Raw genomic sequence first — 18,311 nt, forward strand, 5'->3', positions numbered from 1 at the left:
ACCTTTGATTTGATAAATTTATGCTACGTGTAATGAGTTAATTTAGGCCGCACAGCGAATATCATGCAGATATTCCTTTTTAGCTTTTTCAAAGAGATTTATGACGTAAACAGACAACTCCCAACATAGTCGCCACCATACAATGCTCTCCTTTAACTCAATATACAATTTGGAGCTACTATGTCTGACTTTATCACCGTTATGCGTGAAACCTGCCCAACACCTGTGGTAAACGCAACAAAATGGACTCGTATTAGTGGCGATCCACATACTGTGAACTTAAACGCTTACCTTTCGAAAGATGGCAGTAAGATAATGGGAACTTGGATTTGTACACCGGGCAAATTTGAAGTGAACTATGACAAATGGGAATTTTGCCATTTCTTAGAAGGTTACTGCATTATCACTCCAGAAGGCGAAGAAGCAAAGCATCTAAAAGCAGGCGATGTATTCGTTATCGAGCCAGGCATGAAAGGTACTTGGGAAGTGGTTGAAACGGTTCGTAAATACTTCGTATTCGCTTAAGTATTCAGCTTGTGAGCAGAGCATACAGCTCGGCTCACAAGACTTTACCCTCAGACATCAAATACAAAACAAATTCATTCAAACCTTCAGCCAGCCCCTTTCATAAAAAGCATTACTATTTGCAACACCAAAATCAAGGCAAAGAGCCATCTTTAAAAGAGCGCTATCTACTCGAAGCCGCAAGCCCAACACCGAAGCCAACAAAAATGCCACCGCTGATTTTATTTAGCAAAGCACTGCCTTTTTGTGACGCAATTTTAGATTTAGTCAGTGATGCTGACACTGCGTAAATCGTGTGAATGACCACGACCAAAGCACTAAACGTCAGAGCAAGTAAAACAAACTGAGGAGTATATTCTTGTTTTAAATCGATAAACTGAGGAAAAATAGACATAAAGAAAACAACCGCTTTAGGGTTCGTAATAGATACGAAAAAACCTTCCATAAAGCACTTCAACAGCGAGCTTTCGTGAGCGTTCGTTTTAATATTACTAGGTGATTTGCTACGCCACATTTTAATACCAAGATACACCAAATACACGGCACCAACGATTTTTATCAGACTGAATGCCATGGCTGAGCTGGCTAAAATGATACCTAAGCTGGTCGCGGAAATCGTCGCCACCAGCAAAATAGCCAAGGCTACACCAAATATGCCAGCAAAGGTTTTTAACAGCCCTTTCTGAATTGCATTATTAATCGTTAAGACAACCGCAGGTCCAGGCAAACAAATGGTTGCAATCGCGACACCAACGTACAATAAATAATTATCCATGTTTGCTCCTGACTTTGCCTTAAAACACTATGCTAATTCTTTCAGATAGTTTGAGCTACGACTTAGATAACATTCCCTTATTTAAACGACTAAACGAACCCATTTAATTGACGAATAATATCCAAGAATAAATCTCGACCAACGGGAATCAGGCTATCGGGAAAATCGTAATCAGGATTATGCAATTGCGGGCTGGCTTGCCCAGCGCCTAAGGCAAACATGGCGCCCTCTTTAGATGTCGCAGTGAACTGCCCGAAGTCCTCAGACCAACGCATTGGCTCATCTAATAATACAAAAGGTGTTCGAGTATTATCACACGCACAAATTACCAAATCACAACCTTGTTGAGAGTTCACACTGGCTTGAAATACATCATCGTATTCAAACGTAATACTCAGGTTTTCACTCTTTGCCACAGCACGAGAAAAGCGCTCAGCTTCTTCTATCAGAGTTTGCATACCTTCATTAGTTTCACTGCGCAAGGTCACCATGACCACGGCGTCACCCGGTGCGGTACCAAAAGCAATTTCACCTAATTTGGCATGAATAACCGTGACCCAGTTTCGTCCAGAGCCTGCTTGTTGTGGAATTTTGGCTGGCAGCGAGTTGAGTTCTTGGATGATTTTGCACATCGCATTGGCAGGGCTTATGCCATTTTCAGGATGCGCAGCATGAGAAGTTCTGCCTTTTAAGTGGATAATCATCCCCCTAGAAGCACAATTAAACGTACCCGCTCGTACCGCCACTTTACCTAGTTCTAAGCCAGGATAATTATGCAATGCAAAAGCATAATCAGGAATGAGAGCCGCAAAGCGCGCATCTTTTACAACTTGAATTGCCCCCATACCGGTTTCTTCCGCTGGCTGAAAACACAACACTACTCGCCCCTTCTGAGGGCGATGTTTCGCCAATTCTGCACCCAATGCCGTCACAATACTCATGTGGCCATCATGACCGCATTTATGAGAAACACCTTTCACCTGCGAGCGATGGGCAAAGCTATTCGTCTCCTCAATTGGCAAAGCATCTAACTCGCTACGAATCAAAGTCGTTGGGCCACTTTCGGTACCGTTGAACACAAACGCCAGACCCGTTCCGCCAAGGCCAGTAATAACTTCATCCGCAGAGAAAGCTTGAAACTCTTCGAGAATTCGAGCCGCCGTCGCTTGCTCTTGATTAGACAGCTCTGGGTTCTGATGAAGGGTTTTACGTAACGCGATTAACTCATCAAAAGATTGCATGCTTGTACCTTTTCAAAATGGGCAAATAAATATTGATAGATCAGCATTGATACATGGCAGTTTATCCGCTGAACATCTCAGCTAAAAACATAAAAAAACACTGCTATATCAGATCATGAGTTAAAAGGATTAACGATAACCATGAGGATTATTGCTTTGCCAATTCCAAGCATCACGGCACATGGTTTCTAACGAGAGCTGCACTTGCCAGCCCAGTGCGTCGGTCGCTTTTTGTGGGTCTGCATAAAATTCTGCGATGTCGCCTGCGCGTCTTGGCATAATTTCATAAGGTATTTTCTGATTGGATGCTTTCTCAAACGCATGAACTACATCTAACACACTAAAACCTTTGCCAGCACCTAGGTTGTAAGCTTCTATGCTTTTTACTTGTTGGCTCACCAATTTTTCAAGCGCTTTAATATGGCCTAAAGCCAAATCCACCACATGAATATAATCCCTTACGCCTGTACCATCATGAGTTGGGTAATCACCACCAAACACGCTTAGCTTTTCACGTTTACCCACAGCAACCTGGGTAATAAAAGGCATCAAATTATTAGGGATTCCATTTGGATCTTCGCCAATCAAGCCACTTGGATGAGCACCAACTGGATTAAAATAGCGCAGCAAAGACACATTCCATCGAGGATCGGCCACAAAAGCATCTTGTAGGAACTGCTCAATCATCACTTTCGTTCGACCGTATGGACTTGTAGAACTTAGCGGGAAATGTTCCACATAAGGAATGGGGTTATTATCGCCATAAACGGTGGCAGAAGAACTAAACACTAAATCGAACACACCATGCTGCGCCATGATGTCTAACAAAATCAAAGTGCCAGTTAAATTGTTGTGGTAATAAGATAAAGGAATTTTAGTCGACTCACCAACCGCTTTTAGACCAGCGAAATGAATCACAGCATCAATAGAATGTTTTTGAAAAACGGTATTCAGGACAGTGGCGTCAAGTAAATCGACTTCATAAAAGGTCACTGCTTTGCCTGTAATTTGCTCAACCCGATTCAATACTTCAGGATTGGAATTACACAAATTATCGACAACAACGACATCATAACCTTGGTTTAATAATTCCACGCAGGTATGACTGCCGATAACCCCCGTTCCACCTGTTACTAAAATCGTTTTCATACTTCTCTCACTGTAAAAGATCTATCCTTATTTAACACAGTACAACCAAATTAGGCCACTTCCCTGGGAGAAGCAATGCGCTTGCCTTCATAGCGACGTAACACGACTTGGAAGCGTACGATAAGAATCGTCGCTAATAAGGTTAACCCCGAACCTAAACCGATGTAAAACCCTCGCAATGATAAGGCTTCAGCCCAAGGGCTATAATGAGATAGCCAAAAGCCAAACGGAATACTCAAACCAAACAAAGACGCGGCAAAAGCGATCATGGTTGAACGCGTATCACGGAATCCTCGTAAGGCACCGGTAAATACGGTTTGCAGCATGTCAGGGAATTGATAACAAGAAGAGATCAATAAGATACTTGCTGCCAAGGCGACGACTTCTGCGTTATTACTATAGATATACGGAATCTGGTTATGGAAAACCTGAGTAATAATAAAACAGATACTCACGTAAGAAAGACCCAACAACACGATCACACGGATGCGCTTTCTAACACCATCAACGCCTTCTTTGGACATGGCTTTCGCGACAACAATCGCCGTCACCGCACTCATCGCCATCATGGGTGTAAACAAGAAAGAGGTGTAAGACATGACAATCTGCCCACTGCCCAATGCCAAATCCCCAAAAGACGAAATCAACCAGGTCATAGAGGAAAATAAGCCCACTTCAAAAGCAAAGGCAAAGCCCGCAGGCGCACCAACATTCAACAAAATCGAAAACTTACGTGTGTAACGCCATACTAAGCGAGTAAATAAAGGGGTTTTATTGATAAAACGGTCGTAAACAAAAAACATAGTTACTGCTAAATACAGAGATAACGCAGACGCCAATGCCGCACCTTTGGCACCCATTTCAGGAAAGCCCAAATTACCGAAAATCAGCACGTAGTTAAACAATATGTTTAGCACTAAGCCGAAGCTGGCAACAAACAAAGGAAAGCCTGGGCGGCCAGCGGCTTCAAACAAATTTTTATAGGAGGTCATCAATGCCAACATAGGAAGCGCTGGCGCGAAGATATACAAATACGAAACCGAGACTTGTCTTGTTTCCTCTTCCGTTGCCATCAATCCAGCGAAATATGGCAGTAAGAAAATAGCCACCAAGCTTGCTAATAAACCTAGTCCAACAGACAAGCCAACCGCTTGCGACATGTAAAGGTTAACCAGTTTAGGTTGTCGGCCATGCAAATGACGCGTAACCAAAGGCGTAAGACCGAATGTCACACCAATCAAGAAACAACCAACCGGTAGCCATAAACTCGACGCTAAACCAACCGCAGCCAAATGCAACGCACTATAATGCCCTAGCATAATAGTATCGACCACACTGATCGACAGCTCCAATGTCATCGTCAAAACCATAGGAAATAACAAATGAAGCACTTCTTTTAACACTGGGAAACGCTTAACCACACATCACCGCCGACTATCCATAGAAAACACCAAAAAACAGCCGAGCAATTTACCATTGATCACCAAACATTGCACCAAATCACCTGTAGGTCGGCCTTCAGGCCGTCAAAGCCGAATCGCACCAGACCAAAACCTTGACGCGCTAAAGCACGACCTACAAAAAACAAGCTTGTATTCACATTCCAATACCGAGAAAATGCCGCTCCTGCATTTATTAGACACGTCTAGGAAGACCATTTCACATGACCATTATCACCACACTTGGCCCATTATTAATCGCCCTACTCTTTGGCTACTGGGTCAATATCAAGGTATTCACGCCTGCGCGTGTGGCAAAAGGGCTAGAACAGCTTGTTTATCTTATTCTAGGCTTAATCGGCTTTAGCCTTGGGGCGTTAGATAATTTGGCCGAAAAGCTATTCATTGCTGGTTATCAAGCGATTATTTTCTTTGTACTGATCAGCGTATTGAGCCTAGGTGGCTTATATCTTAGTGGCCTACGTTTTGGTGGTACTCATGCTGATAACCTCGCCCAAGGTCCCTCTGATAGCAAGTCCCATGCATTGATGGATGCAGCGAAAACCATCGCTTGGGTAATAGGCGGGGTTGTCGTCGGCATATTTGCCAAAGACTGGCTAACGGGCGTCGACGAACTGGTAACGGGCTTGCTGTATGTTTTGCTGTTTTTAATTGGTTGTCAGCTTCGCCAAGGCAATCATCGTCTGCGTAAGCTGTTTTTAAACTCACAAGGCGTCATTATCGCCCTAGTGACTATTTTCACCACATTATTAGCCGGTTGGATTGGGAGCCTAATTTTAGGGTTAAATTGGAACCAAGGACTTGCCGTCGTATCAGGCTTCGGCTGGTACAGTTTATCTGGCATTCTTATCACAGGCTTAGGTGATCCAGTACTGGGCACCACCGCCTTCTTGCTTGATCTTGGACGTGAGATATTAGCCCTCATGTTGATTCCGTTCTTGGCACGACTAAATAGCCACATGTCGGTGGGTTATTCTGGTGCGACGGCAATGGATTTTACTTTACCCATGCTAGGGAAATTTCACGGCGCGCAAATCATCCCTGTTTGCATCGCCAGTGGTTTTATCATGAGTATTCTTGTGCCTATTCTTATTCCGTTATTTATGGGGATTAAATAGCCTTTATTGAGCATTTAGTGGGTTCGTTAATTTATGTACTATATTTTTTGAATGCTGAGTTGTTTAGTATTAGCTTTCAATAATAGAAATAACAAGACGACGATTTTAAAAGGTTGTCTTACATTATTTTTTAGGAGATTCAATGAAGGTTGCGGTTGTTGTTAATTGTTTAAAAATTGGAGGCATGGAGAGAGTTGCCTGCAATTTATCCGACGCCTTTGCGAAACAAGGCCATAATACTCACCTTATTTATCTTAAAAATCGCAAAATTGAAGTCTCCCCCAGCAACCCTAATGTCAAAATACATTTGTTTGCCCTACAAAAAATGGTGATGCTAAGCGGCATCGGTTTTATTTGGTTAATAATATCTAAATTATTAAACATCATTTTTCGTAAATCGTTCGTCATGTTTTTTGCCTATGCGGAAGCCATGGCTTTTTCTTATAAACTCAAAAAATTAGAGAAAGAAGCTGGCCGATTTGATCTTATTATTTTCCGCGGGCAAGGCACTTTTTCTCATATTTGGCCACTCAAAGATCCTCGTTTTGTCTTCGTTTGTGAAAGTATGCTTAACCAGTCGGTGTATGGTTCTAAATCTAAGCAGATGTTTTCATGGCTATTTTCCAACCGACATGTGGTATGCATATCTAAAGAAGCACATCTCTCTTTTATGGATCTAATTCACAACTTCGCTATTTCATGTCAAAGTATTTCAATCATAAGTAATCCAAATAATTATGGAGAAATTAGAGAAAAGGCATCGGTTCTAGAAGCCAATATTGATTACCATACAAGCCCCTATATTTTAGGTTTAGGCCGTCTTGTAGGAGGTAAAAACTTTCCATTATTAATTGACGCCTATCATTACGCACGTAACAACTTCGGCGTAACACATGACCTAGTTATCGTCGGGGAAGGTCGAGAAAAAGCTGCGATCGAAAATAAGATCAAAAAACTAGGATTAGAAGATTGTATCTTTCTAAAAGGTAAACAAAGCAATCCATTTCCTTGGTATCAGCGTGCAGACCTCTTTGTTTTAAGCTCCAAAAGTGAAGGACTGGGAATGGTACTCATTGAGGCCTTGGCTTGTGGAACACCTGTCGTTGCAACAAATTGCCCTGGTGGTGTTAGTGATATCATGCGCGGGCAGTTAAGTGACTATTTAGCAGAACAAAACCCTGAGTCTCTTGCCGAGAAAATCGTCCTCACTTTGAAACAAGGAGACTCCGTTCTTTTAGGCCCAGACGTTGCACAATCGCTCGCGCAGTTTGACGAAAAACATATCGTGCAACAATATTGCGACACCTACTTAACAGCCCAATAAATTTAGGTTAAACGACTACCTTACTTTACAAGAATTATTTTATGAAAAAACTTGATTACCAGTATGCGTTACAACCAGATTGGCAAAGTGACGTACTTTTAAAAAAGCAGAACACAAGTAATAGATCTAATTTGACTCTGGCAGATGAAGCAGGATTCGCAGAGTTAACACAGGATGAATTCACTTGGTTACTATCGTTTTCTTATCAATCTACTCATAAAAAAAAGCAAGGCTGTATTTCCGTTTTTTTTAAAAATGAAGATCAAAATACAGTTGGTCATTCACAATTTTTTGAAGCGAATCAACAAGGCGCTCGCCACCTTAATCTAAGTGGCCTATTGGCTAAAGACAAAACATTGCACCAATTACAATTGGCTTTCGAACATTGCAAAGCTCCTACTGAAGCAAAACTTTTAGGCTTTAAAAAACCCAACCTCGCTGATGGGCCCATTCTCATCATTGCGCCACATGCCGATGATGCTGAACTCGCTGCATATGGCTTATACAGCAACTTTGCGGATCAAGTTTGGATTACAACCATCAATGCAGGCCAAAACCTCCAGTCTTTAGATAGGCAGTATATTTCTGGGTTAGATGAAAACATAAGCGACGCGACGCAGCGAAAAGCACAAATCAGAGCTTGGAATAGCATGACAACCCCGCTTCTTGCCGGCGTTAAGCTTGATCGATTGTCTTCCCTTGGTTATTTCAATCTAACCAAAGAATCGCTTTATCAAACACCAAAAGAGCCACAAAGCGATAAAGCTTTTCCTGCGCTAACACCACAAATAAGTCGAACATTTAATACGCTAAAACTTCCTAATGATGAACAGAATATTAGCTGTGGAGAATTACTAATCGAAGATCTAACTAGCCTACTAGAGCAAATTAAGCCTTCAACTGTACTAGTAACAGAACCAGAGATAGACCCTCATCCAGAACATATTATGTCAGCTTATGCCTTAGCCTTAGCCATCGACAAAAGCAGCCATGTGCCGAATAGAGTTCTGATGTACGTAAACCATTTGCGTAAAATAAAGAACTTCCCTTACGGCCTAGAGCACGCTAGAACGGCGCTAGCACCATGGTATGACACTAAATCGATATTTGGCCATTATTCTTGTTATAGCTACCAACTCGACATCAATACACAAAAAGACAAAGTTGTATCTTTTGACTCAATGCATGACCTACGCAGCAAACCAAGAATTCAGAAAATATTTAAAAAATGGTGGCATAGCAAAATACTAAAAAGCCATTATAAATATTACGGTTACCACAACTATTTCTTAACGCATATTAAAGCCAATGAGGTCTTCACTTTTGTGGATGGGCAGATCTTTAGTCAGTCATTGATTCACTCAATAGAACAAGACAAAAAGCACTAGTTTTATAACGATTACATGAATCATAGGTATTTTGTCGCACTAAAGCACGAATCGACAAAATACCTGAGCCCAAGCTTTAACACAGAAACGTCAATAAATTGTAAACAGAGCCAAACAAACAAACTTGCTTTAGCAAACACCGTCATGCTTTTGTAAAAGCGATTGTATAGATAAAGAACAGCAGATTAATCTCTTACTACGTCTTGTGCTTTGTGGAACCGTTCTATCTTTTGGAACTCAAACAAAGTGTGCAGGTGAAGGGGTCGCTTTGGTAACGTGAAAGCATATAAACTGGCATAAACAGCCTACCTTATGTTAGAACATTCATGTTAAACAGAAACGACGGATCTGATTTTGCAAAGCACAAGGCGTATACCATTGTTCCTGCTTTGTTTTCGCCCCATGAAATGCTGGTCAAAAAATACGAATCGAACTCCGTCTTAATGCTTTACATCACAAAGTGATAAATCAACAAACAATGGAACACCTTTCCTTATGAAAAAAATAGCTATGAAAAAAACTCTTATTGCGGCGCTGGTCATGTCATCCGTTTCCTTTGCGCACGCTACCGACAGCGCAATTAAACTAGACACTAAAGAACAACGCCTTGGTTACAGCATTGGCACCATGTTTGGTTCACGCATGTCACAAGACTTTTCAGATCTAGATATGAAAACTTTTATGGCAGGCTTCCAGGATTCATTTGCGGGCAAAGAAGGCAAAATGTCTATGGATGAAGTGACTAAAACCATCCAAGACTACCAGCAAGAACAAATGGCAAAAGCTCAGCTTGAAGAAGAAAAAGCAGCTGAAGAGGCAAAAACCGCTTCTGCAGCTTGGCTAAAAGAGAAAGCAGCCGAAGATGGTGTGAAAAAAACAGAGTCTGGTTTGCTTTATAAAGTCATTACAGCAGGCAATGGCGAAAAGCCAAAAGCCACAGATACCGTTGAAGTTGATTACGAAGGCAGCCTAACAGATGGCACCGTATTCGATAGCTCATACAAACGCGGTGAAGCCATTACCTTCCCATTAAATGGTGTTATCCCTGGTTGGACAGAAGGTCTGCAACTTATGCCTGTTGGCTCTAAATACGAGCTATACATTCCAGCAGACCTAGCATACGGTCCTGGCGGCACGGGTCCTATCCCACCAAATGCTGCATTGAAGTTTGTTGTTGAATTGCACAGTATTCAAAAAGCAGAAACGCCAAAGGCAGAAGAACCAAAAGCCGCTAAGTAAGTTAACTGTCTTTTAGTGAATATGTAAAATGGTCGTCATCGTGACGGCCATTTTTATTTCCGCTTTTTAGTGTCATCAATAGCCCCTTCTCAAAAAAAAGGCGACTAAATTGAATATCTTATATACCCACACCTATAACTCTTTGTATACTTACACAAAAATTACATTTTTATATTGAACTTCTCCGCATGAAACAAAAATATGAGCCTCAAATGACATCAGTTTCTACCAGTTTAGCCAGTGCATTCAAACGTCGTACACTTGCAGAACAGCCAACCTGGCTAATCATCTTAGGTATCATCTCGATAACACTTTATGCTTTTACTAGAACCGGCTTCCCTGAAATAGCAAGTGCAGCCTCCGCCATAGCAACACTGACTGGCTTCTGGGCATTATTTAAATACGGCAAACTAGTTAACAGTCATATACTGTTTCGCTTTGTATGGATAGCCATCCTATTCCAACTTATTTCTTGGGGACTATCTCAATACGTTACCCCTGAATGGGCGGAAGATCATCCAACACTAGACAAAATAACCCGCTGGTTCGTCTTTATTCCACTAGCATGGTGGGTCGCTCAACGACAAAACGCTATTTGGTTAGTTTGGGGCAGTGCGGCACTGGGAATCCTTGTTTCTCCTTGGGTGACTGGGGATGGGTTAGATGAGATAATTCGAGGTATAAATGGTTCACGGATCGATTTCGGTATTCGCAACGCTCAACATACAGCGCTATATTTTGGTTCCGTACTAATTGGTTTATGCTGCTTTGCGAAACCACTCTATCAACAATATAAGCTATCTATAATCCCTATAATTTTCTTAATTAGCTATTGTTTATTAGTAATATATACAAATGAATCACGCCAAGCTTGGCTTGCTCTTATTATTACTTTAGTAATAATTTCAACGTACTTAGTCATTAAGCAACTTAAAAAATCCTCAAAAAAACAACAGTTTTTTGTAGTTAGTATTTCTATTATCGGCTTAATTGCACTAAGCAGTTTACTTCTAAACAATGAAAAAATTGTCAATAGAGTTATGGTAGAAAAGGAGGCAATTACTGCCGTTACTTCACTAAACTTCGATGAAGTACCTTATTCAAGCTTTGGTATTCGCTTACACTCGTGGATGGCTGCTAGCGATTATATTAAAGAAAAGCCTATTTTTGGCTGGGGAAGCAACGGAAACGCATTAGTCATGTCGCATTCTGAATCACTCCCAGACCGGATAAAAGCAGACTTTGGACACTTACATAATTCCTATCTTGAATTACTAGTAAATTACGGCATTGTGGGGTTGATTTTTTACTTTTCTATCTGGGTAGTAATAGGAAAAATGCTATTTAAAGAAATAAAATCAGGCACAGTCGAAAAAGAAATTGGTTATTTATTCGTAGCTATTTTATGTTTTTGGGGTGTAATGAACTGTTTTGAATCTTACCAAAACTTTTGGACTGGAGTGTTTTATTTTAACGTATTTATGGCTGGGATAATTGCAAAAATATGGCGCCCAAAATTAATACGAAAATGAAAAATTCAAACACTAGAGTAGATTAATTGATCTACTCTAGTGTTTGTTACTAGCGCCCATATCGATCACTAAAGCGTACAATATCGTCTTCACCCAAATAACTGCCCGACTGGATTTCTACCAGTTCTAATGGGATTTTTCCGGGATTTTCCAGTGCATGAACAACACCGACCGGAATATAGGTGGACTCATTTTCAATAAGCAATATTTCTTGTTCACCATTTTGAACCTTCGCTGTACCAGACACAACAACCCAATGCTCGGCACGGTGATGGTGCATTTGCACGCTTAACTTCTCTCCTGGTTTTACCAGAATACGTTTCACTTGATGACGTTCACCAATATCGACTATCTGGTAAGTTCCCCAAGGGCGATGCACCGTGGTGTGATACATGTGCTCTTCACGACCTTCGGCTTTGATGCGTTTAACAATCTTCTTCACATCTTGAGCATTGTTTTTGTCCATTACCAAAACCGCATCCGCTGTTTCAACAATAACAAGGTCGCTCACACCAACCGCGGCAACTAAACGCGACTCTGAACGGACAAGGCAATTACTCGAGCCTTCAGCCATCACATCGCCTAATAGCACATTGCTGTCAGCGTCTTTATCTGCATAAGCATCCAAAGCAGCAATATCACGAATCACATATACGCAGGTTAACACCAACATCAGCGCATCATCGGATTGGCTTCGTAATGCATCTGGCGCGGTATTACGACCTTATAGGATCGAGAAGGATACTGGATTTTTTAACACCGATTGACTACAACTGTTACGCAATCAAAAAACGATGATCTTCGTTACAAACAACAATAGGATCCGCTACTTCTAAAGATAAAGTGCAAAGCATGGTTTGCTGTAGAAGGCTATACTCTTTATCCGTTAGCGGTAAGCATTGCTCAGGAAAATGCTCACGTGACAAAGGCCAAAGACGACTGCCTACACCACCAGATAAAATAACGGGAATAATTTTCAAAACAGATCCTTTCATTTCAAAATAGAGTCAAATAAGAACTAATCATTCCCAAACAAATCACGGGTATACACTTTAGCAACCACGTCGTCCAGATCACCTGTCATGCGGTTCGCTATAATGACATCTGAAACAGCTTTGAACTCTTCTAAGTCTTTCATCACTTTCGAGTGAAAGAACGCATCCTCTTCTAAAGCTGGCTCATAAATAACGACTTCGATGCCTTTCGCTTTTATGCGCTTCATGATGCCTTGAATAGCCGATGCTCGAAAGTTGTCGCTACCTGTTTTCATGACAAGTCGATAGATACCAACAACTTTAGGGTTACGCTTCAGAATACTCTCAGCAATAAAATCTTTTCGAGTGGTATTTGAATCAACAATCGCACGAATAAGGTTGTTTGGCACGTCTTGATAGTTGGCCAATAGTTGCTTAGTGTCTTTTGGCAGGCAGTAACCGCCGTAACCAAAGCTTGGATTGTTGTAGTGATTACCAATGCGAGGGTCTAATGAAACACCATCGATGATTTGCTTAGTGTCTAGGCCGTGAGATTCACAGTAAGTATCTAGCTCGTTGAAATAGGCAACACGAAGGGCCAAATAGGTATTGGAAAATAACTTAACCGCTTCAGCTTCTGTGCTGTCAGTAAAAAGTATGTCGATATCGTCTTTTAACGCACCTTGCTTAAGCAAGCCTGCAAAGACTTCTGCTCTTGGTGAGCGCTCACCAACAATGATTCGAGATGGATATAAGTTGTCATGAAGGGCTTTCCCTTCCCGTAAGAATTCAGGCGAAAAAAAGATATTCGAGGTATTGAATTTCTCATTCACACTCTTGGTGTAACCTACTGGCACGGTGGATTTAATCACCATAACCGCATTTGGATTAATGGCAAGTACGTCTTGGATAACGCTTTCAACCGACTTGGTATTGAAGTAGTTGGTGCTTGGATCGTAGTCGGTTGGCGTAGCAATAATGACGAACTCGGCGTCTTTGTAGGCCGCTTGTTTGTCTAGCGTGGCAGTAAAGTTAAGCGTTTTATTTGCCAAGAAGTCTTCAATTTCCATATCCACAATAGGCGACTGTTTGTTGTTTAACATCGCCACCTTTTCAGGAACGATATCCACAGCAATGACATCATTGTGTTGTGCCAGCAACATGGCATTAGATAGGCCAACATAGCCGGTTCCGGCAATCGCGATTTTGTATTTTTTCATTGTGTTTTCCATAATATATAAAGTCATTTGCCGGATGACGACGTCTTAGCGTTCATCGCTGGTTTATCATTCAACGCCGGATTACATCTTCGTTCCTCGATTCATCCGGCCTACGTGTTGCTTTTCAGCTCTTCTTGAAAATCTTTATACCACTCTACAAATCTGGCCATACCTTCTTGAATCGAGGTTGAAGGTTTATAGCCTACGGCGGCTTCTAGTTGGGCTGTATCTGCGTAGTTTTTTGGTACATCACCCGGTTGCATGTCCATGTAGATTTTCTCGGCGGTTTTACCACAGGCGGTTTCGACTGCTTCTATAAATTCTGCCAGCTGGATAGGTTGATTGTTACCTATATTGTAGGTGGCATATGGCGCGGCGCTCTGCTCTTTCTTTTCAATGGCAGGAATGACATTTTGAATGCGTATCACGCCTTCGACAATGTCGTCTATATAAGTGAAGTCTCGCATCATTTTGCCGTGATTGAACACCTTAATCGGTTTGTCGTTCAAAATGGCTTCCGTAAACAACCAAGGTGCCATATCTGGTCGACCACCTGGACCATACACGGTGAAGAAACGTAACCCTGTCGTTGGAATACTATATAGGTGCGAATAAGAATGCGCCATCAGCTCGTTGGCTTTTTTCGTAGCGGCATACAGTGAGACGGGATGATCGACCGTATCGGATTCACTGAATGGAACCTTGGCATTTATGCCATAAACAAAACTTGAAGAGGCATACACAAGATGTTCAACTTTATTCTGGCGACAACCTTCTAAAATGGTCATCATGCCAACAAGATTGCTTTCTACATAATCAAATGGCGCTTCGATAGAATAACGTACGCCAGCTTGAGCAGCTAAATGGATAACTCGCTGAAATTGTTCTTTTGCAAATAACTGCGCGATACCTTCACGATCCGCAAGATCCGTTTTAACAAATCGAAAATTCGCGTACGGTAAAAGCTGCTCCAAACGGTATTGTTTAAGCGCAGGTAGGTAATAAGCGTTTAAATTGTAGAGACCGACCACATCATGACCTGCCTCTAGCAAACGCCTGCAAACATGCATACCAATAAAACCAGCGGCTCCAGTTACAAGAAACTTCATATTTTGCTCACTCTAAACAAAATACGGGCTACTTTTGAAGATATTTCATTCACGTTTCCACTCTCAACATAACACCTCAATTCTGGTGCATTTCCAGAAGGTCGTAAGTGAACAATATCTCCTCTATTGAGCGTCATACGAAGCCCATCCGTTTCATCAATTGAAACAACCTCTAGCACTTCACCGTCTTGTGCTATTGCCGATAAAAGCTCAGTTTGTTTAGCCTTGCTCGTTTTTATATCGGCTATAAGCTGTCTACTGACATCTGTTGGAATGTCTTTAATTCGATCACTGGCGGTATAACGGCCTGGATAGTTAGCCGTTAATTGGCTAATTGGGCGATCTTGTTCAAACGACATTGCTAGTACAATTAAAGCAGGTAATACAGAATCACGAGTGGGTAGAGAGTGTAAAATCTGTTTATTAACAGTGAAATCCGCACCAACCAAAAAACCACCATTGGCTTCATAACCAACGACTCTGGAATCTGGTGAGTGTTGCAGCAGATCTTCCATACCCGCGATAACATAAGGCGAGCCAATTCTAGTTCTTAGCGAGATCCGTTCAGGGCTTTGCAATGTACCTCTCAACTCAAGAACTGTATTCACGTTGATAGGCGCCGCCACATGGGTTGCTTGTAAATAATCAGCACAAAGCACGCCTAAAATATCACCGCGTAACCACTCACCTTTTTCATTAGCGATAAGCGGACGATCGCCATCACCGTCTGTGGATATAATGGCATCCAGCTTATATTCTTTAGACCAGTTCAAGCCTTTCTGTACATCTTCTTCCGATACCGCCTCGGTATCGATAGGCACAAAAGTCTCAGTACGTTCTAACGAAATAACGTCAGCACCAAAATGCGCTAATAATTCTTTAATCACATCACGCGCCACACTGGAGTGTTCATATACACCAACACGTTTGCCTTGCAGAATGTTCGACGGAAAAAGCGAGGTATAACGCTGTTTGAAAAGCTCAACAGCAGAATGATCAACGACAGGCAACGCCAACTGAGCGACTTGCTCAGAAAGAGCTTCAGGTACCACCACGATACCCTCCATAATAGAGGCTTCGTCAGCTTTGCTAATCTCGCCATCTGGACGATAAAACTTAATACCGTTGCGATCAAAAGGAATATGACTGCCCGTGATCATCACAGCCGGTATGTTATTTTGCATGGCATAAAACGCCAAAGCAGGCGTTGGCAAAGCACCACAAAACTCGACTTTTGCGCCAAATGATTCAGCGGCCAGCAAACAAGCTTTAGCAATATCAGAGCTACTCGGACGTAGGTCCATACCAATAGCTACGCTAGATGCAGAAGGACAAACTGTTTGCAGGAAGGAACGAACAAAAGCAAAACAAAGCGTCGGCGTTAAATCCTTAACCAAACCACGTACACCGCTGGTACCAAAGGCAACGCCCAATTCGTCGCTAAGTTGTTTTACCTGTACAACACTAGAACTCATTTTATCAATCCTTGCTTAACGACCATTTTCTTAACGGCTATTATTTTAACGGCCATAGCGATCACTAAAACGTACAATATCGTCTTCACCTAAATAGCTACCAGACTGCACTTCTACTAGTTCTAAAGGAATTTTGCCTGGATTCTCTAACGCATGAACAACACCCACCGGAATGTAAGTCGATTCGTTTTCCGTGAGCAGAATTTCACGATCACCGTTTTGAACCTTCGCTGTGCCAGACACGACCACCCAATGCTCTGCACGGTGGTGATGCATTTGCACGCTTAACTTTTCGCCTGGTTTAACCATGATACGTTTCACCTGATGGCGACCACCAAGATCCACTGTTTGATACGTTCCCCAAGGGCGATGCACCGTGGTGTGATACATATGCTCTTCACGACCTTCGGCTTTGATGCGTTTAACAATCTTCTTCACATCTTGGGCGTTGTTTTTGTCCATCACCAACACCGCATCCGCTGTTTCAACAATAACAAGGTCGCTCACACCAACCGCAGCAACTAAACGCGACTCAGAACGGACAAGGCAATTAGTAGAACCTTCAGCCATTACATCGCCAAGCAACACGTTGTCGTCTGCGTCTTTATCCGCGTAATCGTACAAGGCATCCCAAGCACCAATGTCACTCCAATNAGCAACTAAACGCGACTCAGAACGGACAAGGCAATTAGTAGAACCTTCAGCCATTACATCGCCAAGCAACACGTTGTCGTCTGCGTCTTTATCCGCGTAATCGTACAAGGCATCCCAAGCACCAATGTCACTCCAATCCCCCGCATAAGGCACCACTTTTGCTTTCTTGGTCAACTCCATCACCGCAAAATCAATCGACTCTGCAGGACATTGTGAAAACAACTCAGCATCAATACGCACAAAGTCTAAATCTTCCGTACGCTGCTGATAGGCAAGATTTACCGCCTGAAAAATATCATCACGATAAGCCGATAACTCATCCAAGAAAGCCTTAGCACGGAACAAGAACATTCCGCTATTCCATAAATATTCACCGGAATCCAAATAAGCCTGAGCTTTTGCAAGGTTAGGCTTTTCAACAAATTCAACTACAGAGAAATTATCACCTGAGCGAATATAACCATAACCCGTTTCTGGACGAGTAGGCTGCACACCGAAGGTCACTAAAGCATCTTGCTTAGCCAATTCAACCGCTTGCTGAATCGTTGCTTCAAAGGCGGCAATATCACGGATGACATGATCGGCAGGCAAGACCAACATAAGAGCATCGCCAGATTGGCTTCGCAATGCTTCCAGCGCAGCCAAAGCGATGGCAGGCGCCGTGTTACGGCCTTTAGGCTCTAACACGATGCTAGATTTTTTAACGCCGATAGATTGCAACTGTTGCGCGATCAAAAAGCGGTGATCTTCATTGCAGACAACAATAGGATCGGCCACATCTAAAGACAAAGTACGCAACAAAGTTTGTTGCAGAAGACTGTATTCCCTATCAACCAGAGGCAAACATTGCTTGGCGAAAAACTCGCGTGATAACGGCCAAAGACGACTGCCAACACCACCCGATAAAATAACAGGAACAATTTTCACAACAAACCTTCGCCAACAGCAAAACAATCACGCCATTCTAGCAAAAGCAGGAGACAAGAAATATAAAAATGCAGAAATAAAGGACAAACACTAAATCACACCCAACCACCCGTAGGCCGGATGAGCCGAGGCACGAGGCGTTATCCGGCGATAAAGGATGAATTACACCAAACCACGACCATTACCCAACCACCCGTAGGC

The 18,311-nt window shown here is 42.3% G+C and carries 15 protein-coding genes and 1 pseudogene; 6 read left to right on the forward strand and 10 right to left on the reverse strand.

The window, feature by feature from the left end; genetic code table 11:
* Nucleotides 1-180 precede the first annotated feature (180 nt).
* A complete protein-coding gene (locus KPL72_RS20325) occupies nucleotides 181-525 on the forward strand; it encodes a cupin domain-containing protein (protein ID WP_219704260.1) in 345 nt (114 codons plus the stop codon).
* Between the two features lie 163 nt (nucleotides 526-688).
* Here the strand turns inward: KPL72_RS20325 and KPL72_RS20330 are convergent, their stop codons facing one another.
* The 4 genes from KPL72_RS20330 to KPL72_RS20345 all read right to left on the reverse strand — a co-directional run bounded on the left by KPL72_RS20330 (nucleotide 689) and on the right by KPL72_RS20345 (nucleotide 5,111).
* The gene (locus tag KPL72_RS20330; RefSeq protein WP_219704261.1) at nucleotides 689-1,300 is read right to left on the reverse strand and encodes a LysE family translocator; all 612 of its coding nucleotides are present in this window, start codon (nucleotides 1,298-1,300) and stop codon (nucleotides 689-691) included.
* A gap of 89 nt (nucleotides 1,301-1,389) precedes the next feature.
* A complete protein-coding gene (locus tag KPL72_RS20335) occupies nucleotides 1,390-2,541 on the reverse strand; it encodes an amidohydrolase (protein WP_219704262.1) in 1,152 nt (383 codons plus the stop codon).
* A gap of 129 nt (nucleotides 2,542-2,670) precedes the next feature.
* The gene (gene galE / locus KPL72_RS20340; RefSeq protein WP_219704263.1) at nucleotides 2,671-3,690 is read right to left on the reverse strand and encodes a UDP-glucose 4-epimerase GalE; all 1,020 of its coding nucleotides are present in this window, start codon (nucleotides 3,688-3,690) and stop codon (nucleotides 2,671-2,673) included.
* 50 nt (nucleotides 3,691-3,740) lie between these two features.
* Nucleotides 3,741-5,111: an MATE family efflux transporter gene (locus KPL72_RS20345; protein WP_346729540.1), complete on the reverse strand. Its 1,371-nt coding sequence runs from the start codon at nucleotides 5,109-5,111 to the stop codon at nucleotides 3,741-3,743.
* Nucleotides 5,112-5,353: 242 nt separating this feature from the next.
* Here KPL72_RS20345 and KPL72_RS20350 point away from each other — a divergent pair, with 242 nt between their 5' ends.
* From KPL72_RS20350 to KPL72_RS20370, 5 genes are all read left to right on the forward strand, one after another.
* Nucleotides 5,354-6,268 (forward strand): LysO family transporter, encoded by a 915-nt coding sequence (locus KPL72_RS20350; protein WP_219704264.1) that lies wholly within the window; start codon nucleotides 5,354-5,356, stop codon nucleotides 6,266-6,268.
* Between the two features lie 142 nt (nucleotides 6,269-6,410).
* A complete protein-coding gene (locus KPL72_RS20355) occupies nucleotides 6,411-7,592 on the forward strand; it encodes a glycosyltransferase (RefSeq protein WP_219704265.1) in 1,182 nt (393 codons plus the stop codon).
* 41 nt (nucleotides 7,593-7,633) lie between these two features.
* A complete protein-coding gene (locus KPL72_RS20360; protein ID WP_219704266.1) occupies nucleotides 7,634-8,980 on the forward strand; it encodes a PIG-L deacetylase family protein in 1,347 nt (448 codons plus the stop codon).
* 495 nt (nucleotides 8,981-9,475) lie between these two features.
* The gene (gene bamJ / locus KPL72_RS20365; RefSeq protein ID WP_249422374.1) at nucleotides 9,476-10,219 is read left to right on the forward strand and encodes a BamJ family beta-barrel-assembly machinery protein; all 744 of its coding nucleotides are present in this window, start codon (nucleotides 9,476-9,478) and stop codon (nucleotides 10,217-10,219) included.
* A 212-nt stretch (nucleotides 10,220-10,431) separates the two neighbouring features.
* A complete protein-coding gene (locus KPL72_RS20370) occupies nucleotides 10,432-11,751 on the forward strand; it encodes an O-antigen ligase family protein (RefSeq protein WP_219704267.1) in 1,320 nt (439 codons plus the stop codon).
* Between the two features lie 49 nt (nucleotides 11,752-11,800).
* Here KPL72_RS20370 and KPL72_RS21535 read toward each other — a convergent pair.
* From KPL72_RS21535 to KPL72_RS21310, 6 genes and pseudogenes are all read right to left on the reverse strand, one after another.
* Nucleotides 11,801-12,370, reverse strand: a pseudogene (locus tag KPL72_RS21535) (cupin domain-containing protein); the annotation flags it as partial.
* Between the two features lie 157 nt (nucleotides 12,371-12,527).
* Nucleotides 12,528-12,731, reverse strand: coding sequence for a sugar phosphate nucleotidyltransferase (locus KPL72_RS21540; RefSeq protein WP_430010750.1), 204 nt, complete (start codon nucleotides 12,729-12,731; stop codon nucleotides 12,528-12,530).
* Nucleotides 12,732-12,769: 38 nt separating this feature from the next.
* Nucleotides 12,770-13,945 (reverse strand): nucleotide sugar dehydrogenase, encoded by a 1,176-nt coding sequence (locus KPL72_RS20380; RefSeq protein WP_219704268.1) that lies wholly within the window; start codon nucleotides 13,943-13,945, stop codon nucleotides 12,770-12,772.
* A 110-nt stretch (nucleotides 13,946-14,055) separates the two neighbouring features.
* On the reverse strand, nucleotides 14,056-15,054 hold the full coding sequence (locus tag KPL72_RS20385; RefSeq protein ID WP_219704269.1) for an NAD-dependent epimerase: 999 nt from the start codon (nucleotides 15,052-15,054) through the stop codon (nucleotides 14,056-14,058).
* Nucleotides 15,051-16,529, reverse strand: a complete 1,479-nt coding sequence (locus KPL72_RS20390) for a phosphomannomutase (protein WP_219704270.1) — start codon at nucleotides 16,527-16,529, stop codon at nucleotides 15,051-15,053. Before KPL72_RS20390 ends, KPL72_RS20385 begins: the two co-directional genes overlap by 4 nt.
* A gap of 45 nt (nucleotides 16,530-16,574) precedes the next feature.
* The gene (locus KPL72_RS21310; protein ID WP_346729541.1) at nucleotides 16,575-18,110 is read right to left on the reverse strand and encodes a mannose-1-phosphate guanylyltransferase/mannose-6-phosphate isomerase; all 1,536 of its coding nucleotides are present in this window, start codon (nucleotides 18,108-18,110) and stop codon (nucleotides 16,575-16,577) included.
* Nucleotides 18,111-18,311: the final 201 nt, after the last annotated feature.

The organism is Marinomonas lutimaris, from assembly GCF_019426345.1.
Classification (GTDB): Bacteria; Pseudomonadota; Gammaproteobacteria; order Pseudomonadales; family Marinomonadaceae; genus Marinomonas; species Marinomonas lutimaris.